The sequence below is a fragment of the Nonomuraea pusilla genome (assembly GCF_900109355.1).
In the GTDB taxonomy this organism is placed as follows: Bacteria; Actinomycetota; Actinomycetes; order Streptosporangiales; family Streptosporangiaceae; genus Nonomuraea; species Nonomuraea pusilla.
This window is the reverse complement of sequence record NZ_FOBF01000012.1, coordinates 93,082-111,482: the sequence shown is the minus strand read 5'-3', so window position 1 is coordinate 111,482 and position 18,401 is coordinate 93,082. Positions and strand designations below refer to the sequence as shown.

Below are 18,401 nucleotides of genomic sequence, written 5' to 3'. Positions count from 1 at the left end.
GGCTCCTAACTCGTCGCGGCCCGGTCTTGCCGGTTGCGCATCGCGGTGACCAGGAGGGCGAGGACGGCGGACACGACCATGAGGAACACGGCCTGCGCGGTCGCGTAGCCGACCTTCGTCCCCTCGAAGGACCGGGCGAGGATGACGAACGAGTACGTCTGGGTGGCGCCCGCCGGCCCTCCGCCGGTGAGGCTGACGACCAGGTCGTACGTCCTGATCAGCCCGATGAGGTTGAGCACGGTCGCGACGGTCACCACCGGGGCGATCATGGGGATCACCACGCGCAGGTTGATCTGGCGCTTGGTGGCGCCGTCGATCGCGGCGGCTTCGAGGAGTTCGGCCGGGACCGTCTGCAGCGCCGCGACGAACAGCACCACGTTGAACCCGAAGCCGGCCCACACGATCACCCCGATCAGCGTGATCAGGGCGAGGTTCTCCTCGAACAGGAAGCCGACGGGGCCGATGCCGAACTGCTTGAGCGTGCTGTTGATGGCGCCGTTCGTGCCGAGGATGGCCGCCCACAGGTAGCCGAGGATCAGCGCGCTGATGACGTGCGGGTAGTACGCGAGGGTGCGGAAGAACGAGTTCGTCCGCGAGCGCTCCTTGAGCAGCAGCGCGTACGCCAGACCGCCGCCGATCATGAGGACGGTGCCGGTGACGGCGACGATGGCGGTCACGTACCAGGCGCTGGTCGAGTTCGGGTCGTCGAACAGGTGCCAGTAGTTGTCGAGCCCGACGAACATGGCCTCGGAGAAGCCGTTCCAGTCGGTGAGGCTGATGTAGATCGCGACGCCCACCGGCACGACGGTCATGACGGTGTAGAGCGCCACGGACGGCGCGACGAGCGCGAACGTGACCGCGCCCTCCCGGTACCTGGCCAGCCGCCGGGCGCGGGCCTCGCCGCGCCGGGGTCCGGCCGGCTGGGGAGCCGGCCGGGTCCGCTGGGTCATCTCTGCGAGTTCCACCACTTGTCCAGACTCTCGGCGACCTTCGCGGCCGTGGCGCCGGTGAACAGGGACTGGACCTGCGTGTTCAGCTCACCCGAGTAGCCGTCGATGGGCTGGCGCGGGCCCGACCTGACGATGAGGGACGGCGCGGCGTCCAGGATCTTCTGCACCTCGGTGCCGAGGCTGGACATCTTGTAGGTGAAGCCCTTGCGCAGGTTGCCGTCGGCGGCGAGCTGGCTCTCGATGGCGGCGGGGTCGGTGACGAGCCACTTCACCAGGTCGATCGCGGCGGCCTTGTGCTTGGACTGGTTGACGACGACGTACGAGTTGGCGATGTTGCCGACCTGGCCGGTCGGGTGGGCGCCGTCGCTCGGCATGGTGAACACGCCGATCTCGTCGCTCTTCTTGGCGGCGTCGGCGGCGGGCACGAAGAACGACCCCATGATGTACATCGCGGACTTGCCGTCGAGGAACGCCGTCTGCCCGTCGGCGTAGGTGACGCCGAGGGAGCTCTTGTCGAGGTAGCCCTGGTCGATCCAGCCCTTGTAGCGCTCGAAGTACTTGACGTATCCGCTGCCGGCGAAGGTGACCTGGTTGTCCTTGCGCTTGAGGATCCAGTCGGGGTCCTCGGTCATGACGCCGGAGTCGGCGAGCAACGAGAACTGCGCGCCCGGCACCCACTGCCCCGCGGTCTGCAGCGGCGTGTAGCCGGCGGCCTTGAGCTTGGCCATGGCGTCCTGGAACTGGTCGAGCGTCTTGATGCCGGTCGCGTCGAGGCCCGCCTTGGCGAAGGCGGCCTTGTTGTAGAAGACGAGCGACTGGATCTGCGAGCCGACGCCGACGAGGTAGCGCTTGCCGTCGATGGCGTACTGGTCGGCGAGGGGGGTCTCGGCCGTCCACGCCTCGCCGGTGAGGTCGGCGAACAGGGTGGCGTTGTCCTTCGTCGGCGTGATCTGCTGCGCGACGTCCGGCGGGTCGCCCGCGGCGAGGTCCTGGGTGAGCTTCGCGGTCGCGGAGATCGTGCCGGTCAGCTCCAGGTTGACCTTCACGCCGGGGTGGCTCTGCTCGTACTTGGCGAACAGGCCCTTCCAGTACTGCTCCGTCAGGTTCGGCGTGATGTTGACGATCATCCGCAGGGTCGTGCTACCGGAGGACTCCTCCGAGCCGCCGCCGCAGGCGGTGGCCGTCGCCACTAACGTCGTCGCCGCGAGGGCGGCAGTGCAGGCCCGGCGCCAGAGTGTTCCCATTGTGCTGCACGCTCCAGTGAATTGTCGTGAGTGATCGGTACGTGTGAGTGATCGCGAAGTCGTCGGGCATGGGCTGTCGCGCTCGGAGCCGCCCGCGTGCGGGCCGGCCGCCCTCGGGCTCCTGTCACGGCGCCCGCCCCCCGGTGCGCCTCGTGGGCGGGGGCGGGTGCCGGGCCGGACGCGCGGGTCCGGCGGTGTCCCGGTGCGGGCCGGACGCCGGTCCGCGGGTTCACCGGCGACCATGATGGCGGGTCGCCGTCTGACGCTCTGACAGGGAGGTACGCCGAACGGCTGCCGGTCCGCATCGACCACCATCCCTGGCGTTCATCGTCTATCGATAGGTGATTTTATGTGGCACGACTCACAGGATCAAGAGTCATCCGGTGAGTAACCGTCGCGGCTCTCCGACCAGGTGACGGCGAACCGGCCGCCGGCCACCGTCCGGGCTGTGAGCGTGAGCGTCAGACGGGTCAGCCGCCCGCCCCAGCTCCGCCGCAGCCGGGCGTCGTCCAGCTCCCTGTGGTCCACGGCCGCCACGGCGGCCCCCGGCTCCCAGCGCGCCGCCAGCCGCCGCCCGCCGTCCACGGTGACGACCGCCCAGCCGTCGCCGTACGCGACGTCGCCGGAGAGCACGTGGCGCAGCGCCACGGACTCCGGGCGCCCGTCCCACTCGTCCTCCACGACGACGCGGGGCTCCGCGCCGTCGCGCACCAGGCGGACGGACCGTTCCCAGCGCTCCAGCAGCCCGCGCGGGTAGGCGCCGGCGAGGTCGGCGCGCAGGCCCGCCACGCGCTCGCCCAGCTCCACGGCGACGTCCCGCGCCGCGTGGCCCGCGCCGGGCCGCTGCCCGGCCCCCGGCTCCGGCACGTTGTGCCAGGCGCTCTGGAAGGGCCACTCGTCGTAGCGGCGGGGGCCGAAGGTCGCCGTCGTGTACGTGGGCTGGCCGACGTCCACGACGATCGGCCTGCCGTCCAGCGCCACCCAGTAGGAGCCCACGTCCAGGTGGTTGTGGTGCTCGCCGTTGTGCCCCGCCTTGACGGCGACGGCCAGCCCGCGCGGGCTCCCCGCCCGCTCGCGCGCCACCAGGAGCTGGATGCGCGGCAGCCAGGTCTCGCGGGCCAGCCAGGGGCCCTGCTCCTCCGGCTCCGGAGGGGACGCGACCTCGTGGCACCACCGCCGGTCCGCCAGGGCCGCCAGCGCGGACCCCAGCCCGGCCCCGGGATGCGCGGCCCCGCCCGCCGCGCGGGCTCCTGCCACCGCGTACGCCGCCGTGGCCGGCCGCCCGAGGAGCCGTCCCCAACGGAACGGCACCTGCCAGGGCCGCTCGCCGGGCAGCCGGGCGGGGGCGTCGCCGGTGTTGACGTACCAGTCGCCGCCGAGGTGCACCCGCTGCGGGTAGGCGAGCACGGCGGGCAGCACGGGCAGGTCCCTGGCGTCGAGGGCCGGGCCGCCCGCGCCGGCCAGCAGGTCCAGCGCCTCCAGGAGCTTGCAGGCGCCCTGCCACCAGTAGGCGATGCCCTCGTCGATGCCGCCGTCGTCGGGCAGGCAGGCGAGGTAGCGGTCGAGGCCCTCGATCACCAGCCGGACCAGGCGGGCACGCCGCCGCCGGTCGTGGCGGAGCAGGAGCGCCGCCGCGAGGACCGCGCCGTGGATCCACGGGTTCCAGTTGTTGGCGTCGCCGGTCAGGCCGATCCATTGCCAGTCGCGCACCCGCTCGAACGGGGTGAGCACGCGGGCGTCCACCTCGCGCTCCAGGCGGCGGCGCAGGCCGGGCGCCCGGACGTCGAGGTGCGGCCCCAGGGCGTGGCAGGCCCACGCGAACAGCGACGCGACCTCGGCGGCGCCCAGGTCGAGGAAGGGCTCGCGGGGGTCGGGCACGACCTCGCCCCTGGCCGCCGCCCCGCGGTCGTGCGGGGCCCAGCACCAGGTGCTCGACTCGGCGAGCAGCGTCAGCCCGTCCACGGCGGCGTCGAGGTGGGGGCAGGCGCCGGGCGGGGCGGTCGCGGGGGCCGTCTCGCCGGTGAGCACGGCGGCGAGCGCCAGGACGTTCACCCGCTCGCGCAGCCGCCGCACCTTGTCCTCGTGGACGGTGCGCGCGCCGTCGCGGAAGGCGCGCGCCCAGTCGGAGGCGAGCGGTTGCGGGGCGGGACGGGTCAGCTCGTCCGCGGCGGCGGACAGGACGGCGTCCCGCTCGGCCGCGGGCACCGCGTCCCACACGGACCGGCCGGTCACGTCGGGGACGCCGATCCCGGCGGCGGGGTCGGCGAGCAGGCGGGCGAGCGCCCCACGCCGCTCCAGCACGGGCCCCAGCCTGACCCGCAGGGACGCACCCGTGTCCCCCGACGCGGGGGTGGAGTGCGGGGCGGGGGCGGGCCCGGTCACCGGTGCTCCTCCTCTTCCTCCAACACCAGCTCGATGACGGGAAGCAGCACGTCGGGCGCCGACACGGGAAGGGTCAGCGTGAGCGTGCCCGCGGGCCGGCCGGGAGGCGCGAGGTTGTTGTGCTCGTGCAGGCCGCCGTCGAGCTGCTGGACGCGTACCTCCGACCCGTCGTGGAGGAGTTGCGCGTACCGGACGCGACCGGCGAGGCCGGGCAGGTGGACGTGCTTGAGCGGCCAGGCGAGCAGGTGGAGGTAGAGGCGCCGGCCGCGCTGGGTGTAGAGGGCGTTGGGCGGCGGCTGGAACCGGCTCGGCCCGGCGCCGTGGACGGCGCGCTCGTGCAGCTCCATCCAGGCGGCGATGGCGCTCAGGGTGCCGCGGGCGCGGGGGTCGAGCGCGCCGCGCCCGGTGGGGCCGACGTTGAGCAGCAGGTTGCCGCCGCAGGCGACCGACTGGACGAGCATCCGCACGAGCAGCGCGGGGTCCTTGTAGTCGTGGTTGTCGCGGTCGTAGCCCCACGAGCCGTTGAGCGTGTGGCACGCCTCCCACATGACCTCGGCGCCGTCGCGGGTGAGCGGCTGGTCGGGCTGGTACTGCTCGGGTGTCACGTAGTCGCCCGGGATGCCGAGGCGGTCGTTGACGAGGATGCCCGGCCGCAGCTCGCGGACGGTCCTCATGAGCTCGTCCGCGCCCCACTCCTCCGGCCCCTTCCCCGGGCGCCCGTCGGGGGCGGGCGGGTAGGTGAAGTCGAAGAAGAGCAGGTCGATCGGGCCGTACCCGGTGAGCAGCTCGCGCACCTGGCCCCGCATGTAGGCGCGGTAGCGGGCCATGTCCCTGGTGGCGTTCACGTCGGGGGGCGCGCTGTCGCGCAGCGGGTGGAAGCGGTCGACGGTGAAGTCGGGGTGGCGCCAGTCGAGCAGCGAGTAGTACAGGCCGACGCGCAGGCCCTCGGCGCGCATGGCCTCGGCGAACTCCGCCACGAGGTCCCTGCCGGTCGCGCGGGCGGAGGTGTAGCCGGTCAGCTTCGAGTCGAAGAGGCAGAACCCGTCGTGGTGCTTGGCGGTCAGGACGGCGTAGCGCATGCCGGCCTCGCGGGCGGCCCTGGCCAGCCGCCCCGCGTCGAACAGGTCGGGGTCGAACTGCTCCAGGTAGCGGTCGTACTGCTCGTCGGACATGGTCTCGCGGCTGCGCACCCATTCGTGCCTGGCGGCGAGACTGTAGAGGCCGAAGTGGACGAACATGCCGAACCGCGCTGCCGCGAACCACTCGCTGGATGCCGCTGACACTGAAGTCTCCTCCCGAGGTTGACAGCCCTCGTCGATCGGCAGTTACATCTATCATCGATAGGCGATAATGTCACTGCTGTTGCGCTGAGAGGCATGGGGAATGAACGCGACTGGACATGGGGAAGCGCCGGCGACCGGGGGCACGGAGACGTACGAGTCGATGCTCGCGCCGGTGCACACCTCGTCCTTCGTCCGGCCGACGGCCGGCATGATCGAGGCTCTCGGCGAGGTCAGCGCCGCCACCGCGTGCGCGAAGCTCCACCAGATGGGCATCACGCGCACCTTCATCGACGGTCCCGTGCCGCTGCACAGGACGCCCGACGTGCACGTCACCGGCGGCGCCGTGACGCTGCAGTTCCTGCCCCGCCGCGAGGACGTCTTCTCCGGCACCGAACAGGAGGACGCCGAGCGCAAGACGGCGCTGTGGGGGGTGCTGGAGTCGATCAGGCCGGGCGACGTGCTCGTCGTGTCGGCCCAGGCCAGCCACTTCACCGGCTGCCTCGGCGACATGCTCGTCCGCTACTTCAAGCTGCGCGGCGGCGCCGGCATCGTCGTGGACGGCCGGGTGCGCGACGCGGCGCGCGTGCGCGCGCTCGGCGTGCCCATCTGGTGCACGGGGGTGACCCCGCACTACGCGTCGCAGACCGAGCTGTGGCCGTCGGCGTTCAACGTCCCCGTGGGGGTGGGCGGCGTGCTGGTGACGCCGGGCGACATCATCGTGGCCGACGAGGACGGCGCGGTCGTCGTGCCGCAGAAGAGCGCCGTCGCCGTGGCCGAGGACGCCCTGCGGCACCAGGACCGCGAGGCGTTCGCCCGCCGCCGCCTCGACGAGGGCGGCCGGCTGTCCGACTACTACCCGCTGACCGGGGCCGGCCTCGACGAGTACCTGGCCGCCCGCGCGGGCGGCGACGAGCAGGCCGCCGCGCTCTGACCCAGGACCCGACGGTCAGGGCGGCGGTGCTCCGGCCCTGACCCCTAACGGACGAGAACCCCGCCGGGAGCGTGCCCGGCGGGGTTCTTCCGCGTCCTGGAGGACCGTCAGGCCAGCAGCTCCGGCGGGACGAACCCGGCCTCGGCCAGCCGTTCCCACAGCTCGTCAGGCACGCTCACGCGGAACGACTCGGCGTTCCCCGTCACCTCCGCCTCCGACCGGCAGCCGAGGACGACGGACCGGACGGCCGGGTGCAGGAACGGGAACCGGATCGCCGCCGCCGTGAGCGGCACCCCGAACCCGGCGCAGATCTCCCTGCACCTCTGGGCCCGGGCGAGCGCCTCGCCGGGCACCGGACGGTAGTTGAACATCGCGTCCGGGCGGGGGTCGGCCAGCAGCCCGGTGTTGAACACGCCGCCGACGACCACCGCCGTGCCCGTTTTGAGGCACAGCGGCAGCAGGGTCCCCAGCGCCTCGTGGTCGAGCAGGGTGAACCGCCCCGCGACGAGGACGGCGTCCGGCTCGTACTCCGCCACGTGCGCGGCGAGCGGGCCGCTGTGGTTCATCCCGAAGCCGATGGCCTTGACCAGCCCCTCGTCGCGCAGCCTGCGCGCCGCCGGGTAGGCCGTCCGCCGGACCTCGTCGGGGTGGTCGTCCGGGTCGTGCAGGTACAGGATGTCCACCGACGAGCGGCGCAGCCGCCGCAGGCTCGACTCCAGCGACTCGCGGATGCCGCGCTCGGTCCAGTCGGTCACGACGTCCACGCGCGACTCCTCGGAGCCCGCGGCGGGCCGCAGGAGCCAGCCCGCCTTCGTCGAGATCACGGGACGACCGGCGCCGGACGCCTCCAGGGTGCGGCCGAGCCGCTCCTCGGCCAGCCCGTGCCCGTAGCGCGGGGCGGTGTCGAAGTACGTCATGCCCTCGCGGACGGCGGCGGTCACGGTGGCGGCGGCGTCCTGCTCGCTCACCTCCGCGAACAGGTTGCCGATCGGCGCGGTGCCGATGCCGAGGGGCGGCAGCTCGACCGCGAGCCTGGAGGGCGCCCTGTGCGTGCCGGGGCCGGTCATGCCGTCACCCGCCCCTGGTCCACGGCCTCCCAGGGGGTGCCGTAGGCGGGCCGCCCGCCCCTGAGCGTCATCGTCAGCGTGAGCCGCACCTGCGCCGAGCCGGGCAGGCTCACCGCCACGTACGGTCCCTCGACCGGCAGGGCCGGCCCGTCGTCGGCGCGGACGGTGTGGACGACGTGCTCGGCGTACGTGCCGGCCTGCACGACGACCTCGCGCGGCTCCTGGCCGAGGTTGACCAGCTCGACCACGGTGTGGTCCGGCCGGATGTCGCTCACGAGCGCGGCGACGTCCGCGGGCAGGCCGGGGCGGCGCAGCGCGGCGTCGTGGTAGCGGACGTGCATCTGGGCCAGGCCGCCGTTGTAGAGCACCTGCGGCGAGCCGGTGGTGAGCTGCAGCAGCGCCTCCGTGACCACCGGGTTGCGGTCCTGCCAGTGGTGGATGCCGAACGCGTCGGGGCCGACGGCCGGGTCGACCCGGTCGTCCTCGATCGACTCGACCCGCTGGGCGCAGGCGTCCATGGCGCTGCGCAGCATCCGCTCGGGGAAGCCGGGGTTGCGGCCGGCGAGGAACTCGTACCAGGGCTCCTCGTGGCCCGCCTCCTCCTTGGTCCGCTGGGTGTGGACGGCCGCCCAGTCCCAGCTCGAGCCCTCCCTGAGGTGGTCGATCCGCTCCCGGTCGGCGCCGTCCCGGCTGAAGTGCCACAGCGACACGGGCAACTGCGTCGGCATGACGTTCCAGTCGAACCAGCCGCGGTCGCCGCGCCGCATCGGCGCCATGAGCGTCTCCTGCTGCTCCAGCCCCCGCAGGTGCGGACGCCAGCGCCTGGTGATGGTGGTCACGTCGGCGGGGCGGCGGCGCTCGGCGTGGCGCAGCACCGTGTCCAGCGGGTTGCGGGCCAGCTCCAGGTAGGACGCGTCGCCGGTCAGCAGGGTGGCGTTGGCGGCGCCGACGATGGCGCCGGTGCCGACGGGCGGCAGGCCGTGCGGCCAGGACCAGCCGTAGTGCCCGCCGTACCAGCGGCCCTCCAGGTACTCCCCCACGACGCCGGTGAGGCCGGCGTTGTCCGGCACGACGTCGCGGCCGTCGAGGCGTTCGCGCCAGGCGCCGGCGTACTCGGCCACCCAGTCGGCGTAGCGGCGCTCGCCGGTGAGGAGGTAGGCGTTGGTGACGAGGCTGGTCGCGGCCAGGTTGACGATGACGTCGCCGCGTCCCATCCGGTCCCACATCACCCGGCCGTACGCGCGGGCCCGCTCGGGCGCGGCGGCCAGCTCGTCGAAGGAGGTGAAGCCGTCGATCCAGTCGAGCGGCATCCCGTACGGACGCAGCGCGAGGCTCCAGGGGAAGTACGCCTCGTCGTCGGCGAAGCCCCAGCGCGGGCCGCCCGCGCCGTTGTGCGGGGCGCGGATGACGCGGTGCTCCGGGTCGTAGTTGGGGCCGCCGGGCAGGTAGAGATCGGCGAAGCGGCGGGCGAGCCCGCGCAGCTCGGCGTCGCCGGGCTCGGCCAGGCACAGCCCGTAGAACAGCAGCATGCCCTCGCCTTGGTGGAACCAGTCGTAGCCGCGTTCCATGCCGTCGATCAGCATGCCCATCTCGGCGAGCTGGGCGGACACGCCGCGCCAGTGCCGCCGCGTGGCGGCGAGGAGGTCGTCGCTGCCGCCAAGGAGGTAGAGCGTCGGCCAGTTGAAGAACGCCTCGTAGAAGTCGTCCACGCCGTCGCGGCCGTCGAGGCCGTGCCCGAGCGAGTCGCGGAAGACCAGGCGGCCGTCGCGCTCGGTGTACCGGTCGGAGAAGACGCGCCACGCCTTGTCCTGGACGGCGAACAGCTCCCGTTCCAGCGCGGCCCAGGCGGGCGGCTCCACGGTGACGCGGGTCGCCTCCAGCGCCGGGACGCGCGGCTGCGGGGCCGGGCGGGTCACCGCCGGCTCCGGGGCCGTGCGGGTCGTCTCCAGGGCCGGTACGCGCGGCTGATCGGACGCCGTCACCGCTTCGCCGCCCCCGCCGCCGGGCCGCCGCCGAGTCTCGCTGCCATGAAGAACAACACCCGCTTTCACAATCGCTGATCGATACCCGATGATTAAGATCCTCCTGACCTGGGGGCAGACGTGTCAATACTTGCCGAGCGCGTGGAGGATGCGTGATCGACTGCCATGCCCATCTCTGGAACCCCGCCGAGGGGTTCCCCTGGATCCGTCCGGGCTCTCCGCACTTCCGGGCGTTCACCGTGGACGACCTGGCCGCGTCGGGGGCCGGGCTGGGGCTGACGGGCACCGTCCTGGTCGAGGCGTCGCGCGGGGACGCCGGCGAGACATACCTGCTGCGCGACCTGCGGCTGCGTCACCCCGGGCTGATCCTCGGCCACGTCGGGAACCTCCACGTCCACGCCGACCTGGACCCGCCCGGCCTGCGCGACCTGCTCCAGGGCATGGGCCCGGCCCGCCCGGACGGGATGCGCCTCGGCGGCCCCTCGTGGGAGGAGACGCCCGAGCGGGCCAGGGCGCTCGTGCCCGTGCTGGCCGAGCTGGGCCTCGCGCTCGACCTCAACCTCCTGGCGGACGCGCTGCCCGCCGCGGCGGCCGTCGCCGGACGGCACCCGGGCCTGACGGTGGTCGTGGACCACCTCGGCAACCCGGGCAACCTCCTGGATTCCGACCTCTCGGACTGGCGCGCGCAGGTCAGAAGCGCGGCCCGGCTGCCGAACGTGGTCATGAAGATCTCCGGGCTGCTCACCCAGCAGCACGGGGTGCCGCCCGAGCGGGTGGCGGAGCTGGTCGGCCACACGGTCGAGGCGTTCGGCCCCGACCGGTGCCTGCTCGGGTCCGACTGGCCGATCTGCCTGCCGCGCGGCTCACGGCGGCAGTCGCTGGAGCTGGCGCTGCGCGGGCTCTCCGGCCTGACCGCGGACGAGGTCGCGCGGGTGACGCGCACGACCGCCGAGCGCGTGTACGGCCTGGGCGGCCGCGGTTGACAACGATCGGGCGCCCTGATGTGATTCCCATCGATAAGCGATGATCGCTGACTGTGTCCGGAGTTGTTGATGGCCCATTTCGACCTGCCCCTCGATCAACTCGAGACGTACCTGCCGGCCCTGCCCGAGCCGGAGGACCTCGACGAGTTCTGGGCGAAGACGCTCGCCGAGAACTCCGTCCTCGACCTCGGCCTGACGGTGGAGCCGGTGCGCAACGGGCTGGCGACGATCGACACCTTCGACGTCACGTTCGCCGGCTTCGGCGGCCACCCCGTCCGCGGCTGGCTGCACCTGCCCGTGACCAGGAGCGGCCCGCTGCCGGCCGTCGTCGAGTACCTGGGCTACGGCAGCGGCCGCGGCGTGCCGCACGAGAAGCGGCTGTGGGCGTGCGCCGGGTACGCGCACTTCGTCATGGACACCCGGGGCCAGGGCGCCGACACGCCCGACCCCGACCCGGCGACCGGCGACGTCGCCGCGCCCGGCTTCCTGACCCGCGGCGTGCTCGACCCGCACCGGTACTACTACCGCCGCCTCTACACCGACGCGGCACGGGCGGTCGAGGCGGTGCGCTCGCACCCGGCGGTCGACCCGTCGAGGGTCGCGGTCACCGGCACCAGCCAGGGCGGCGGCATCGCGCTCGCCGCGGCCGGTCTCGTTCCCGGCCTCGTCGCCGCGCTGCCCGACGTGCCGTTCCTGTGCCACTTCCAGCGCGCGGCCACCTTCACCGACCAGCCGCCGTACGTGGAGATCACCAGGTTCGTGAAGCTGCACCGCGAGCACGCGGCGACCGTGATGCGGACCCTGTCCTACTTCGACGCCGCCACGCTGGCGCGCCGGGCGACGGCGCCGACGCTGTTCTCGGTCGGCCTCATGGACCGCATCTGCCCGCCGTCCACCGTGTACGCCGCGTTCAACCACTACGGCGCGCTGCGCGGTGTGCGGCCGGAGCACAAGCAGATCAGCGTGTACCCGTTCAACGACCACGAGGGCGGCGGGCCCGACCACGAGGTCGTCAAGCTCGGGTGGTTCGCGCGGCAACTGGAGACGACGGCGTGAAGCCGCCCGGTGTTGTCCATCGATACCTGCTAGGCGATGATCGCCAGTATCATGGATCCGGCGGCTCGCGGTATCGCATGATGGGACTTTCATGGCATCGACACGGCAAGCGAATCGCACGACCGGCGGCTTCGCCTCCACCCTGGCCACCAACAAGGACCGGTTTCGCAACACCCTGATCTCCGACCAGGTGTACGTGCTGCTCCGCCAGGCCATCGTCGAGGGCGATCTCGCGCCGAACGAGCGGGTGGTGGAGTCGGAGATCGCGCGCCGTCTCGGGGTGAGTCAAGCACCGGTGCGCGAGGCGGTCAAGCAGCTCGCCCGCGAGGGCCTGCTCATGCACGTGCCCCGGCGCGGCAACTTCGTCGTGGAGATCTCCACGCAGGACGCCGAGTACGCCCGCCAGGTGCGCGAACCCCTCGAACGGCTGGCCGCGCAGCTGGCCGCCGAGCACATGACCGAGGACAACCTCGCCGAGCTCGACGAGCTGGTGGAGCAGATGCACCGCGCGGTGGCGGCCAACGACGTCAGCCAGTTCCGCGACGCCGACATAGCGTTCCACACGCGGGTCAGCCAGATCGCGGCCAACCCGTTCCTGTTCCGCATGTGGGAGGTGCTGGAGCCCAGCCTGCGCGCGCTGCGCGCCATCGCCGACCCGCTGTTCGAGGGCGACTGGCACGCCATGGCCGACGAGCACGGGCGTCTGGTGTCGCTGCTGCGCGACGGCGACCCCGTCGCGGCGGGCGAGGCGTTCGCCGACCACGCGGCGGGGCGCGCCCCCGTGCCCGACGGCCGCGCGGGCAAGAAGCCCCGGCGGGCCGCCTCACCCAGCGGCGAGTAGCGAGACCTCACCGGCCCGCCGGCGACCCTCGGGTCGCCGGCGGGCCTCGTCATGTCCGGGCCTCGTCATGTCCAGGCCTGGCGCGTCCCGCTCTGACGAGGGCGTCGAGCAGGCCGGGGAACACGTCGTCCAGCTCCGCCCTGCGCAGGGCGTTCATCCGCGAGGTGCCGACGTAGTACTGCCTGATCAGGCCCGCCTCGCGCAGCACCGTGAAGTGGTGGGTGGCGGTGGACTTGCTGACCGGGAGGTCGAAGCCGCCGCAGGCGACGTCCTCGCCCGACGCGTCGAGCTGCGTGACGATGCTGCGGCGCACCGGGTCGACGAGGGCCTCCAGCACCCGCTGGAGGTCGAACTGCGAGGAGTCAGGATGCGGCGGCGTACGTCCCATGGCCCAATGGTACGACGGCCATCGAAGTTTGACAGCCATCGTACTTCTGGGCCACAGTGGGCCCGTTCCCACGACCGAAGGACGTGACATGGCCACGACAGTGCGTTTCCACGAGACCGGCGGGCCCGAGGTGCTGCGGGTGGAGGACCTGGACCCGGGCCGGCCCGGCCCCGGCGAGGCACTGATCCGGGTGGACGCGATCGGCGTCAACCGGGCGGAGGCGCTGTTCCGCCGCGGCACGTACATCGAGCCCGTCAAACGGTTCCCCGCCAGGCTCGGCACCGAGGCCGCCGGGGTGGTCGAGGCGGTCGGGCCCGGTGTCACCGGGTTCGGCGAGGGACAGCCCGTCAGCGTCCTGCCGGCCTTCTCCCCCAACGACTACGGCGTGTACGCCGAGCGCGCGCTCGTCCCCGCGTCGGCGCTCCTGCCCCGCCCCGGCGGGCTGGACGCCGTCTCCGGCGCGGCCGTGTGGATGCCCTACCTGACCGCGTACGGCGCGATGGTGGAGGTGGGCGGCGTGCGGCCGGGCGACGTGACGGTGGTCAACGCGGCCTCCAGCAGCGTCGGCGTGGCCGCGATCCACACCGCGAACCGCCTCGGCGCCACGCCCGTCGCCGTCACCCGCACCAGGGCCAAGAGGGAGCGGCTGATCGAGGAGGGCGCGGCCGAGGTGATCGTCTCGGACGAGGAGGACGTGCCGGCCCGCGTGCTGGAGCTCACCGGCGGCCGGGGCGCCGAGTACGTCTTCGACGCCGTCGCCGGGCCCGGTGTCACCGGCCTCGCCAGGGCCGTGGCGCCCGGCGGCACCCTGTTCCTGTGGGGCGCGCAGAGCGGGCAGCCGACCCCGTACCCCGGGTTCGAGCTGGGCATGCCCGCGCTGAACCTGCGGACGTACACCGTGCTGGAGATCACCAGGGATCCCGAGCGGCTGCGTCGCGGTGCCGCGTTCGTCGCCTCCGGACTGCGCACCGGCGTCTTCCGCGCCGTCGTGGACCGCGTGTTCCCGCTGGAGGAGGTCGTCGAGGCGCACCGGCACCTGGAGTCGAACACGCAGATCGGCAAGATCGTCATCACTCCGGCCCGCTGAACCCCTGCGCGAGCAGGGATGACAGGATGACACCCATGGACAACGCCTCCACCGCGCTGCGGTCGCCGCGAGGGCGGTGGATCCTCGCGGCGACCGTGCTGGGCTCCGGCCTCGCGCTGCTCGACGGCACCGTCGTGAACGTCGCCCTGCCCTTCCTCGGCAGGGAGCTCGACGCGGGCATGGAGGGCCTGCAGTGGACGGTCAACGCCTACATGGTCACCCTGGCGGGGCTCATCCTGCTGGGCGGCTCGCTCGGCGACCGGTACGGCAGGCGCAAGATCTTCCTCGTCGGCACCGTCTGGTTCGCGGTCGCGTCGGCGCTGTGCGGCCTGTCCCCCACGATCGAGTTCCTCGTCGGCGCGCGGGCGCTGCAGGGCGTCGGCGGCGCGCTGCTGACGCCGGGCTCGCTGGCGATCATCCAGGCGTCGTTCGCCAGGGAGGACCGGCCGAGGGCGGTGGGCCTGTGGTCCGGCCTCGGCGGGGTGGCCGCCGCCGTCGGCCCGTTCCTCGGCGGCTGGCTGGTGCAGACCGTCGGCTGGCGCTGGGTGTTCCTGATCAACCCGCCGCTCGCGGTGGTCGTCGTGGCGGTGGCGCTGCGGCACGTGCCCGAGAGCAGGGACGAGCGGGCCTCCGGCCGCTTCGACGTGCTCGGCGCGGCGCTCGCCGCGCTCTCGCTGACCCTCATCGCGTACGGGCTGATCAGGAAGGAGGCGGCGGCGCCGCTGGTCGCGGGCGTGGCCCTGGCCGTCGCGTTCGTGGTGACGGAGATCCGCAGGTCGCCCGCCGCGCTGGTGCCCGTCGGGCTCTTCAGGAGCCGCGTGTTCACCGCGGTCAACGTCGTCACCCTCATCATGTACGCCGCCATGGGCGTGGTGTTCTTCCTGCTCGTCGTCCAGCTCCAGGTGGTGTCGGGGTTCTCGCCGCTCGCGGCGGGGCTGGCGCTGCTGCCGGCCACGCTGCTCATGCTGCTGCTGTCGGCCAGGGCGGGCGAGGTCGCCAGGCGGTACGGGCCCCGGCTGCTCATGACGGCCGGGATCCTGCTGGCCGGGGCCTCGTTCCTGTGGATGTCCACCATCGGGTTCGGCGCGTCGTACGCCCTGCAGGTGCTGCCGTCGGTGACGGTGTTCGGGCTCGGGCTGTCGGCCGCGGTCGCGCCGCTGACCAGCACCGTCCTGGCCACGGCCGACGACCGTTACGCGGGCACCGCCAGCGGGGTCAACAACGCGGTGGCGCGTACCGGCAGCCTGCTGTCGGTGGCGGCGGTGCCGCCGCTCGTGGGCCTCGTCGGCGACGCCTTCGAGAACCCGCCGGTGTTCGACGCGGGGTTCCGCACGGCGATGCTGGTCAGCGCCGCGATGATGCTCGCGTCCGCGCTGATCACGTTCCTCACGATCAGGACCAACGTCCTCACCGAGCAGCCGCCCACCCGCCCCTGACCCCGGGCCCCGAGCGGCGGGCCAGGCGGGCCCGCCCGCGCCGTCAGAAGGTGAAGGGCTGGCTGCGGACGCTGTTGTCGAAGTTGGACAGCAGCAGCTCGGGCTCGCCGACGGTGCGGACCTCGGGGAGCCTGGTCAGCAGCTCGCGGAACATGGTCCGCAGTTCCTGCCTGGCGAGGTTCGCGCCGAGGCAGAAGTGCGGCCCGGGGCCGCCGAAGCCGACGTGCGGCTTGGTGTCGCGGGTGATGTCGAACGTGTCGGGGTCGGGGAAGACGGACTCGTCGCGGTTGGCCGAGCCGTAGAACAGCACGACCTTGTCGCCCTTCTTCAGCTCCAGCCCGCGCAGCGAGTAGTCCTGGGTGACGGTGCGGCGGAACTGCATGATGGGCGAGACGTAGCGGACCATCTCCTCGATGGCGCCGTTGATGTGGGTGTCGAAGTCGCTCGTCAGCAGCTCGCGCTGCGCCGGGTTGTCGGTGAGCAGCTTGATGCCGTGGGCCATCGTGTTGCGGGCCGTCTCGTTGCCCGCCACCAGGAGCAGCGCGAAGAACGAGCCCAGCTCGCGGTCGGTGAGCTTCTCTCCGTCGGGGTTGGCGGTGACGAGCAGGGAGATCAGGTCGCCCTTGGGGTCGGCGGCGCGGTCGTGGCCGAGCTTGATCACCATGCGCTGCAGGGCGAGCAGGGCCAGCATGTTCTGCCCGGCCATCTGGATCGTACGGGCCAGGCTGGGACGGATGCCGGTGTAGGCCGTGGAGATGTCGACGTGCTTGTGGACCCGCTCCCGCATCTCCTCGGGGATGTCCAGCATGTCGCAGATGACGTGGATGGGCAGCCGGGCGGCGACCTGGCCGACGAAGTCGCGGGCGCCGTCGCTGACGACGTCGTCGACGATGCGGGCGCAGGCCGCCTCGATGTCGCCCTGCAGGTTCGCCAGCATGCGGGGGCTGAACGAGCGGGTGACGATCCTGCGCAGGCGGGCATGGCGCGGGTCGTCCATGTTCACCATGGACTCGCCGAACACCTGCTTCACCCAGCCGGGCGGCTCGGGATTGGTGACGGCCGGCTCGCTGGAGAAGACCTTGGCGTTGCGGCTGGCCTCGACGACGTCGGCGTGCCTGACCAGGGCGTAGAAGCCCTTTCCGGACCGCAGGAACGGCACCTTCTTCTCGGGGAAGAACACCGGGTGCTCGATCTGCCGGAGCCGGGCGAACGCTTCGTTCCGCTCTTTGAGTGGCTTGCGCCAGAAATCCAAATCCGCGAGGTCGATGTCCACCGGACTATCCTGGCACGTTCCCGCGGCGTTAAGACCCGGTTCGGGTGGGCCGGACATTAATCGCGGTATGAAGCTCCTGCTCACGGCCTGCCTGGCTCTCCCCCTCGGGATCGGCGCCTTCCCGGGCACGGCTTCCGGCCCCGTCCCGGGGCCCGTCTCCGTGGCGGCGCAGGCCGTCACGCGCGGCTGCGGCGGCCACCCCTCCGACTTCGACGGCGACGGGCGTCCCGACCTCGCGGTGGCGGCCCCGTACGACGACCGGCGCGCCGGGTCCGTCACCGTCCTGTATGGCTCCGGGCGTCAGGACAGGCTCACCCAGGACGGCGCGGAGCCCGGCGACGCGTTCGGCTCGGCGCTGGCCGTGGGCGACTTCGACGGCGACGGCTGCGCGGACCTGGCGGTCGGGGTGTCGGAGGAGTTCGCGGGGGCCCGGGTGCCCGGGGCCGACGGCAACGGCGTCGTCGAGGTCTTCCACGGCTCGCCCGGCGGGCTGGCCTGGAAGAGCGGGCTCGCGCTGCGGCGGCCGTCGAGCGACAGGTTCGGAGCGTCGCTGGCGGCCGGGGACTTCGACGGCGACGGCCGCGACGAGCTCGCCGTCGGCGCGCCCGGCCACCGTACGGGCGGGGCGGTGACGGTGTACTGGATGAAGGGCCGCGGTCCTGAACAGGTCACGCAGGGCACGCGCTGGGTGCGGCAGGCGGCGGGCGTGACCGACCAGTGGGGCGCCACGCTCGCCGCGGGCGACTTCGACGGCGACGGCCGCGACGAGCTGGCCGTCGGCGCCCCCGCCGACAGCGCCCCCCTGGACGGGCAGGGGTCGGTCACCGTGCTCGACGTGAAGGCGCACGCGGCGCGGCGGTTCACGCAGGCGACGCCCGGCATCGCGGGCGCGGCGGAGAAGTGGGACGGGTTCGGCGCGGCGCTGGCCACCGGCGACTTCAACGGCGACGGCCGCGACGACCTGGCCGTCGGCGTGCCCGGCGAGGGGCTGAGCGCGAACCAGCGGGCCATGGACTACGGCGACGGCACCGTGGACGTCCTGTACGGCTCGGGCGGCGGCCTGCGCGCGGCGGGCAGCGAGGCGTGGTCGCAGCGCTCACTCACCGGGGTTCCGCGCTACTACGACCGGTTCGGCGCGGCGCTCGCGGCGGGCGACTTCAACGGCGACGGGAACGACGACCTCGCGATCGGCGTGCCGGGCGAGCGGGCCGTCCAGGTGGTGCGCGGCGGGCGGCCGGGCGGGCTGACCCGCCGGGGCGACCTGCTCGTCAAGGGCGAGGGACGCGACTTCGGCGCGGCGCTGGCGGCGGTGCCCGCCCGGGGCGGCCGCTTCCGCCCCCTGTCGGCGGGCCGCCCGCTCGACGCGCTCGTGGCCGCCGCCCCCGACCAGGGCCTCGTCCTGTACGCGCCGGGGGTGCGCGGCTCCTCGCTCCGGCTCGGCAGGCTCCGCCGGCTCACCGAGGGCACCGGCCTGTACGGCTACGCCTTCGGCTGACCC

The 18,401-nt window shown here is 73.2% G+C and carries 15 protein-coding genes; 7 read left to right on the top strand and 8 right to left on the bottom strand.

Going from position 1 to position 18,401, the window contains the following annotated elements; translation table 11 throughout:
• Positions 1-5: 5 nt before the first annotated feature.
• The 4 genes from BMX74_RS24480 to BMX74_RS24465 form a co-directional block, all read right to left on the bottom strand.
• Entirely contained in the window at positions 6-965 is a 960-nt protein-coding gene (locus BMX74_RS24480; RefSeq protein WP_201784506.1) for a carbohydrate ABC transporter permease, read from the bottom strand.
• Entirely contained in the window at positions 947-2,077 is a 1,131-nt protein-coding gene (locus tag BMX74_RS24475) for an ABC transporter substrate-binding protein (RefSeq protein WP_176573328.1), read from the bottom strand. Before BMX74_RS24475 ends, BMX74_RS24480 begins: the two co-directional genes overlap by 19 nt.
• A 486-nt stretch (positions 2,078-2,563) precedes the next feature.
• Positions 2,564-4,576: a heparinase II/III domain-containing protein gene (locus tag BMX74_RS24470; protein WP_218154029.1), complete on the bottom strand. Its 2,013-nt coding sequence runs from the start codon at positions 4,574-4,576 to the stop codon at positions 2,564-2,566.
• Positions 4,573-5,895 (bottom strand): alpha-L-fucosidase, encoded by a 1,323-nt coding sequence (locus tag BMX74_RS24465; protein WP_091103051.1) that lies wholly within the window; start codon positions 5,893-5,895, stop codon positions 4,573-4,575. The genes BMX74_RS24470 and BMX74_RS24465 overlap by 4 nt, the downstream gene beginning before the upstream one ends.
• 64 nt (positions 5,896-5,959) lie before the next feature.
• Between BMX74_RS24465 and BMX74_RS24460 the strand changes: the two genes are divergently transcribed.
• Positions 5,960-6,790, top strand: a complete 831-nt coding sequence (locus BMX74_RS24460) for an RraA family protein (protein WP_082534829.1) — start codon at positions 5,960-5,962, stop codon at positions 6,788-6,790.
• Between the two features lie 107 nt (positions 6,791-6,897).
• Here BMX74_RS24460 and BMX74_RS24455 read toward each other — a convergent pair whose 3' ends face one another.
• Together BMX74_RS24455 and BMX74_RS24450 are read right to left on the bottom strand one after the other, a co-directional pair.
• Positions 6,898-7,857, bottom strand: coding sequence for an aldo/keto reductase (locus BMX74_RS24455; protein ID WP_091103048.1), 960 nt, complete (start codon positions 7,855-7,857; stop codon positions 6,898-6,900).
• Complete coding sequence (locus BMX74_RS24450) at positions 7,854-9,773, bottom strand: DUF8034 domain-containing protein (protein WP_055503996.1); 1,920 nt, start codon at positions 9,771-9,773, stop codon at positions 7,854-7,856. Before BMX74_RS24450 ends, BMX74_RS24455 begins: the two co-directional genes overlap by 4 nt.
• Before the next feature lie 218 nt (positions 9,774-9,991).
• Between BMX74_RS24450 and BMX74_RS24445 the strand changes: the two genes are divergently transcribed.
• The 3 genes from BMX74_RS24445 (at position 9,992) to BMX74_RS24435 (ending at position 12,719) form a co-directional block, all read left to right on the top strand.
• Positions 9,992-10,822 carry an amidohydrolase family protein gene (locus BMX74_RS24445; protein WP_091103047.1) on the top strand — a complete coding sequence of 277 codons (831 nt, stop codon included), beginning with the start codon at positions 9,992-9,994 and terminating at the stop codon, positions 10,820-10,822.
• Between the two features lie 69 nt (positions 10,823-10,891).
• Positions 10,892-11,878, top strand: coding sequence for an acetylxylan esterase (locus tag BMX74_RS24440; protein WP_055502821.1), 987 nt, complete (start codon positions 10,892-10,894; stop codon positions 11,876-11,878).
• A gap of 91 nt (positions 11,879-11,969) precedes the next feature.
• Positions 11,970-12,719, top strand: coding sequence for a GntR family transcriptional regulator (locus tag BMX74_RS24435; protein ID WP_082534830.1), 750 nt, complete (start codon positions 11,970-11,972; stop codon positions 12,717-12,719).
• A 49-nt stretch (positions 12,720-12,768) separates the two neighbouring features.
• Here the strand turns inward: BMX74_RS24435 and BMX74_RS24430 are convergent, their stop codons facing one another.
• Positions 12,769-13,107 carry an ArsR/SmtB family transcription factor gene (locus tag BMX74_RS24430; protein ID WP_055502822.1) on the bottom strand — a complete coding sequence of 113 codons (339 nt, stop codon included), beginning with the start codon at positions 13,105-13,107 and terminating at the stop codon, positions 12,769-12,771.
• 88 nt (positions 13,108-13,195) lie between these two features.
• On the opposite strand from BMX74_RS24430, the gene BMX74_RS24425 reads away from it, so the two are divergent.
• Both BMX74_RS24425 and BMX74_RS24420 read left to right on the top strand, forming a co-directional pair.
• Complete coding sequence (locus BMX74_RS24425) at positions 13,196-14,194, top strand: zinc-dependent alcohol dehydrogenase family protein (RefSeq protein WP_091103045.1); 999 nt, start codon at positions 13,196-13,198, stop codon at positions 14,192-14,194.
• A 26-nt stretch (positions 14,195-14,220) separates the two neighbouring features.
• Positions 14,221-15,630, top strand: coding sequence for an MFS transporter (locus tag BMX74_RS24420; RefSeq protein WP_091103043.1), 1,410 nt, complete (start codon positions 14,221-14,223; stop codon positions 15,628-15,630).
• Between the two features lie 43 nt (positions 15,631-15,673).
• Here BMX74_RS24420 and BMX74_RS24415 read toward each other — a convergent pair whose 3' ends face one another.
• A complete protein-coding gene (locus BMX74_RS24415; RefSeq protein WP_082534831.1) occupies positions 15,674-16,903 on the bottom strand; it encodes a cytochrome P450 in 1,230 nt (409 codons plus the stop codon).
• Positions 16,904-16,970: 67 nt separating this feature from the next.
• Between BMX74_RS24415 and BMX74_RS24410 the strand changes: the two genes are divergently transcribed.
• The gene (locus BMX74_RS24410) at positions 16,971-18,398 is read left to right on the top strand and encodes an FG-GAP and VCBS repeat-containing protein (RefSeq protein ID WP_091103042.1); all 1,428 of its coding nucleotides are present in this window, start codon (positions 16,971-16,973) and stop codon (positions 18,396-18,398) included.
• Positions 18,399-18,401 lie beyond the last annotated feature (3 nt).

Bases quoted from the DNA above. Each gene is read 5' to 3' on its own strand.
- BMX74_RS24475 (WP_176573328.1), bottom strand. From the start codon at position 2,077: ATGATCGTCAACATCACGCCGAACCTGACGGAGCAGTACTGGAAGGGC.
- BMX74_RS24435 (WP_082534830.1), top strand. From the start codon at position 11,970: ATGGCATCGACACGGCAAGCGAATCGCACGACCGGCGGCTTCGCCTCC.
- BMX74_RS24430 (WP_055502822.1), bottom strand. From the start codon at position 13,107: ATGGGACGTACGCCGCCGCATCCTGACTCCTCGCAGTTCGACCTCCAG.
- BMX74_RS24420 (WP_091103043.1), top strand. From the start codon at position 14,221: ATGACACCCATGGACAACGCCTCCACCGCGCTGCGGTCGCCGCGAGGG.
- BMX74_RS24410 (WP_091103042.1), top strand. From the start codon at position 16,971: ATGAAGCTCCTGCTCACGGCCTGCCTGGCTCTCCCCCTCGGGATCGGC.
- BMX74_RS24425 (WP_091103045.1), top strand. From the start codon at position 13,196: ATGGCCACGACAGTGCGTTTCCACGAGACCGGCGGGCCCGAGGTGCTG.
- BMX74_RS24455 (WP_091103048.1), bottom strand. From the start codon at position 7,857: ATGACCGGCCCCGGCACGCACAGGGCGCCCTCCAGGCTCGCGGTCGAG.
- BMX74_RS24440 (WP_055502821.1), top strand. From the start codon at position 10,892: ATGGCCCATTTCGACCTGCCCCTCGATCAACTCGAGACGTACCTGCCG.
- BMX74_RS24460 (WP_082534829.1), top strand. From the start codon at position 5,960: ATGAACGCGACTGGACATGGGGAAGCGCCGGCGACCGGGGGCACGGAG.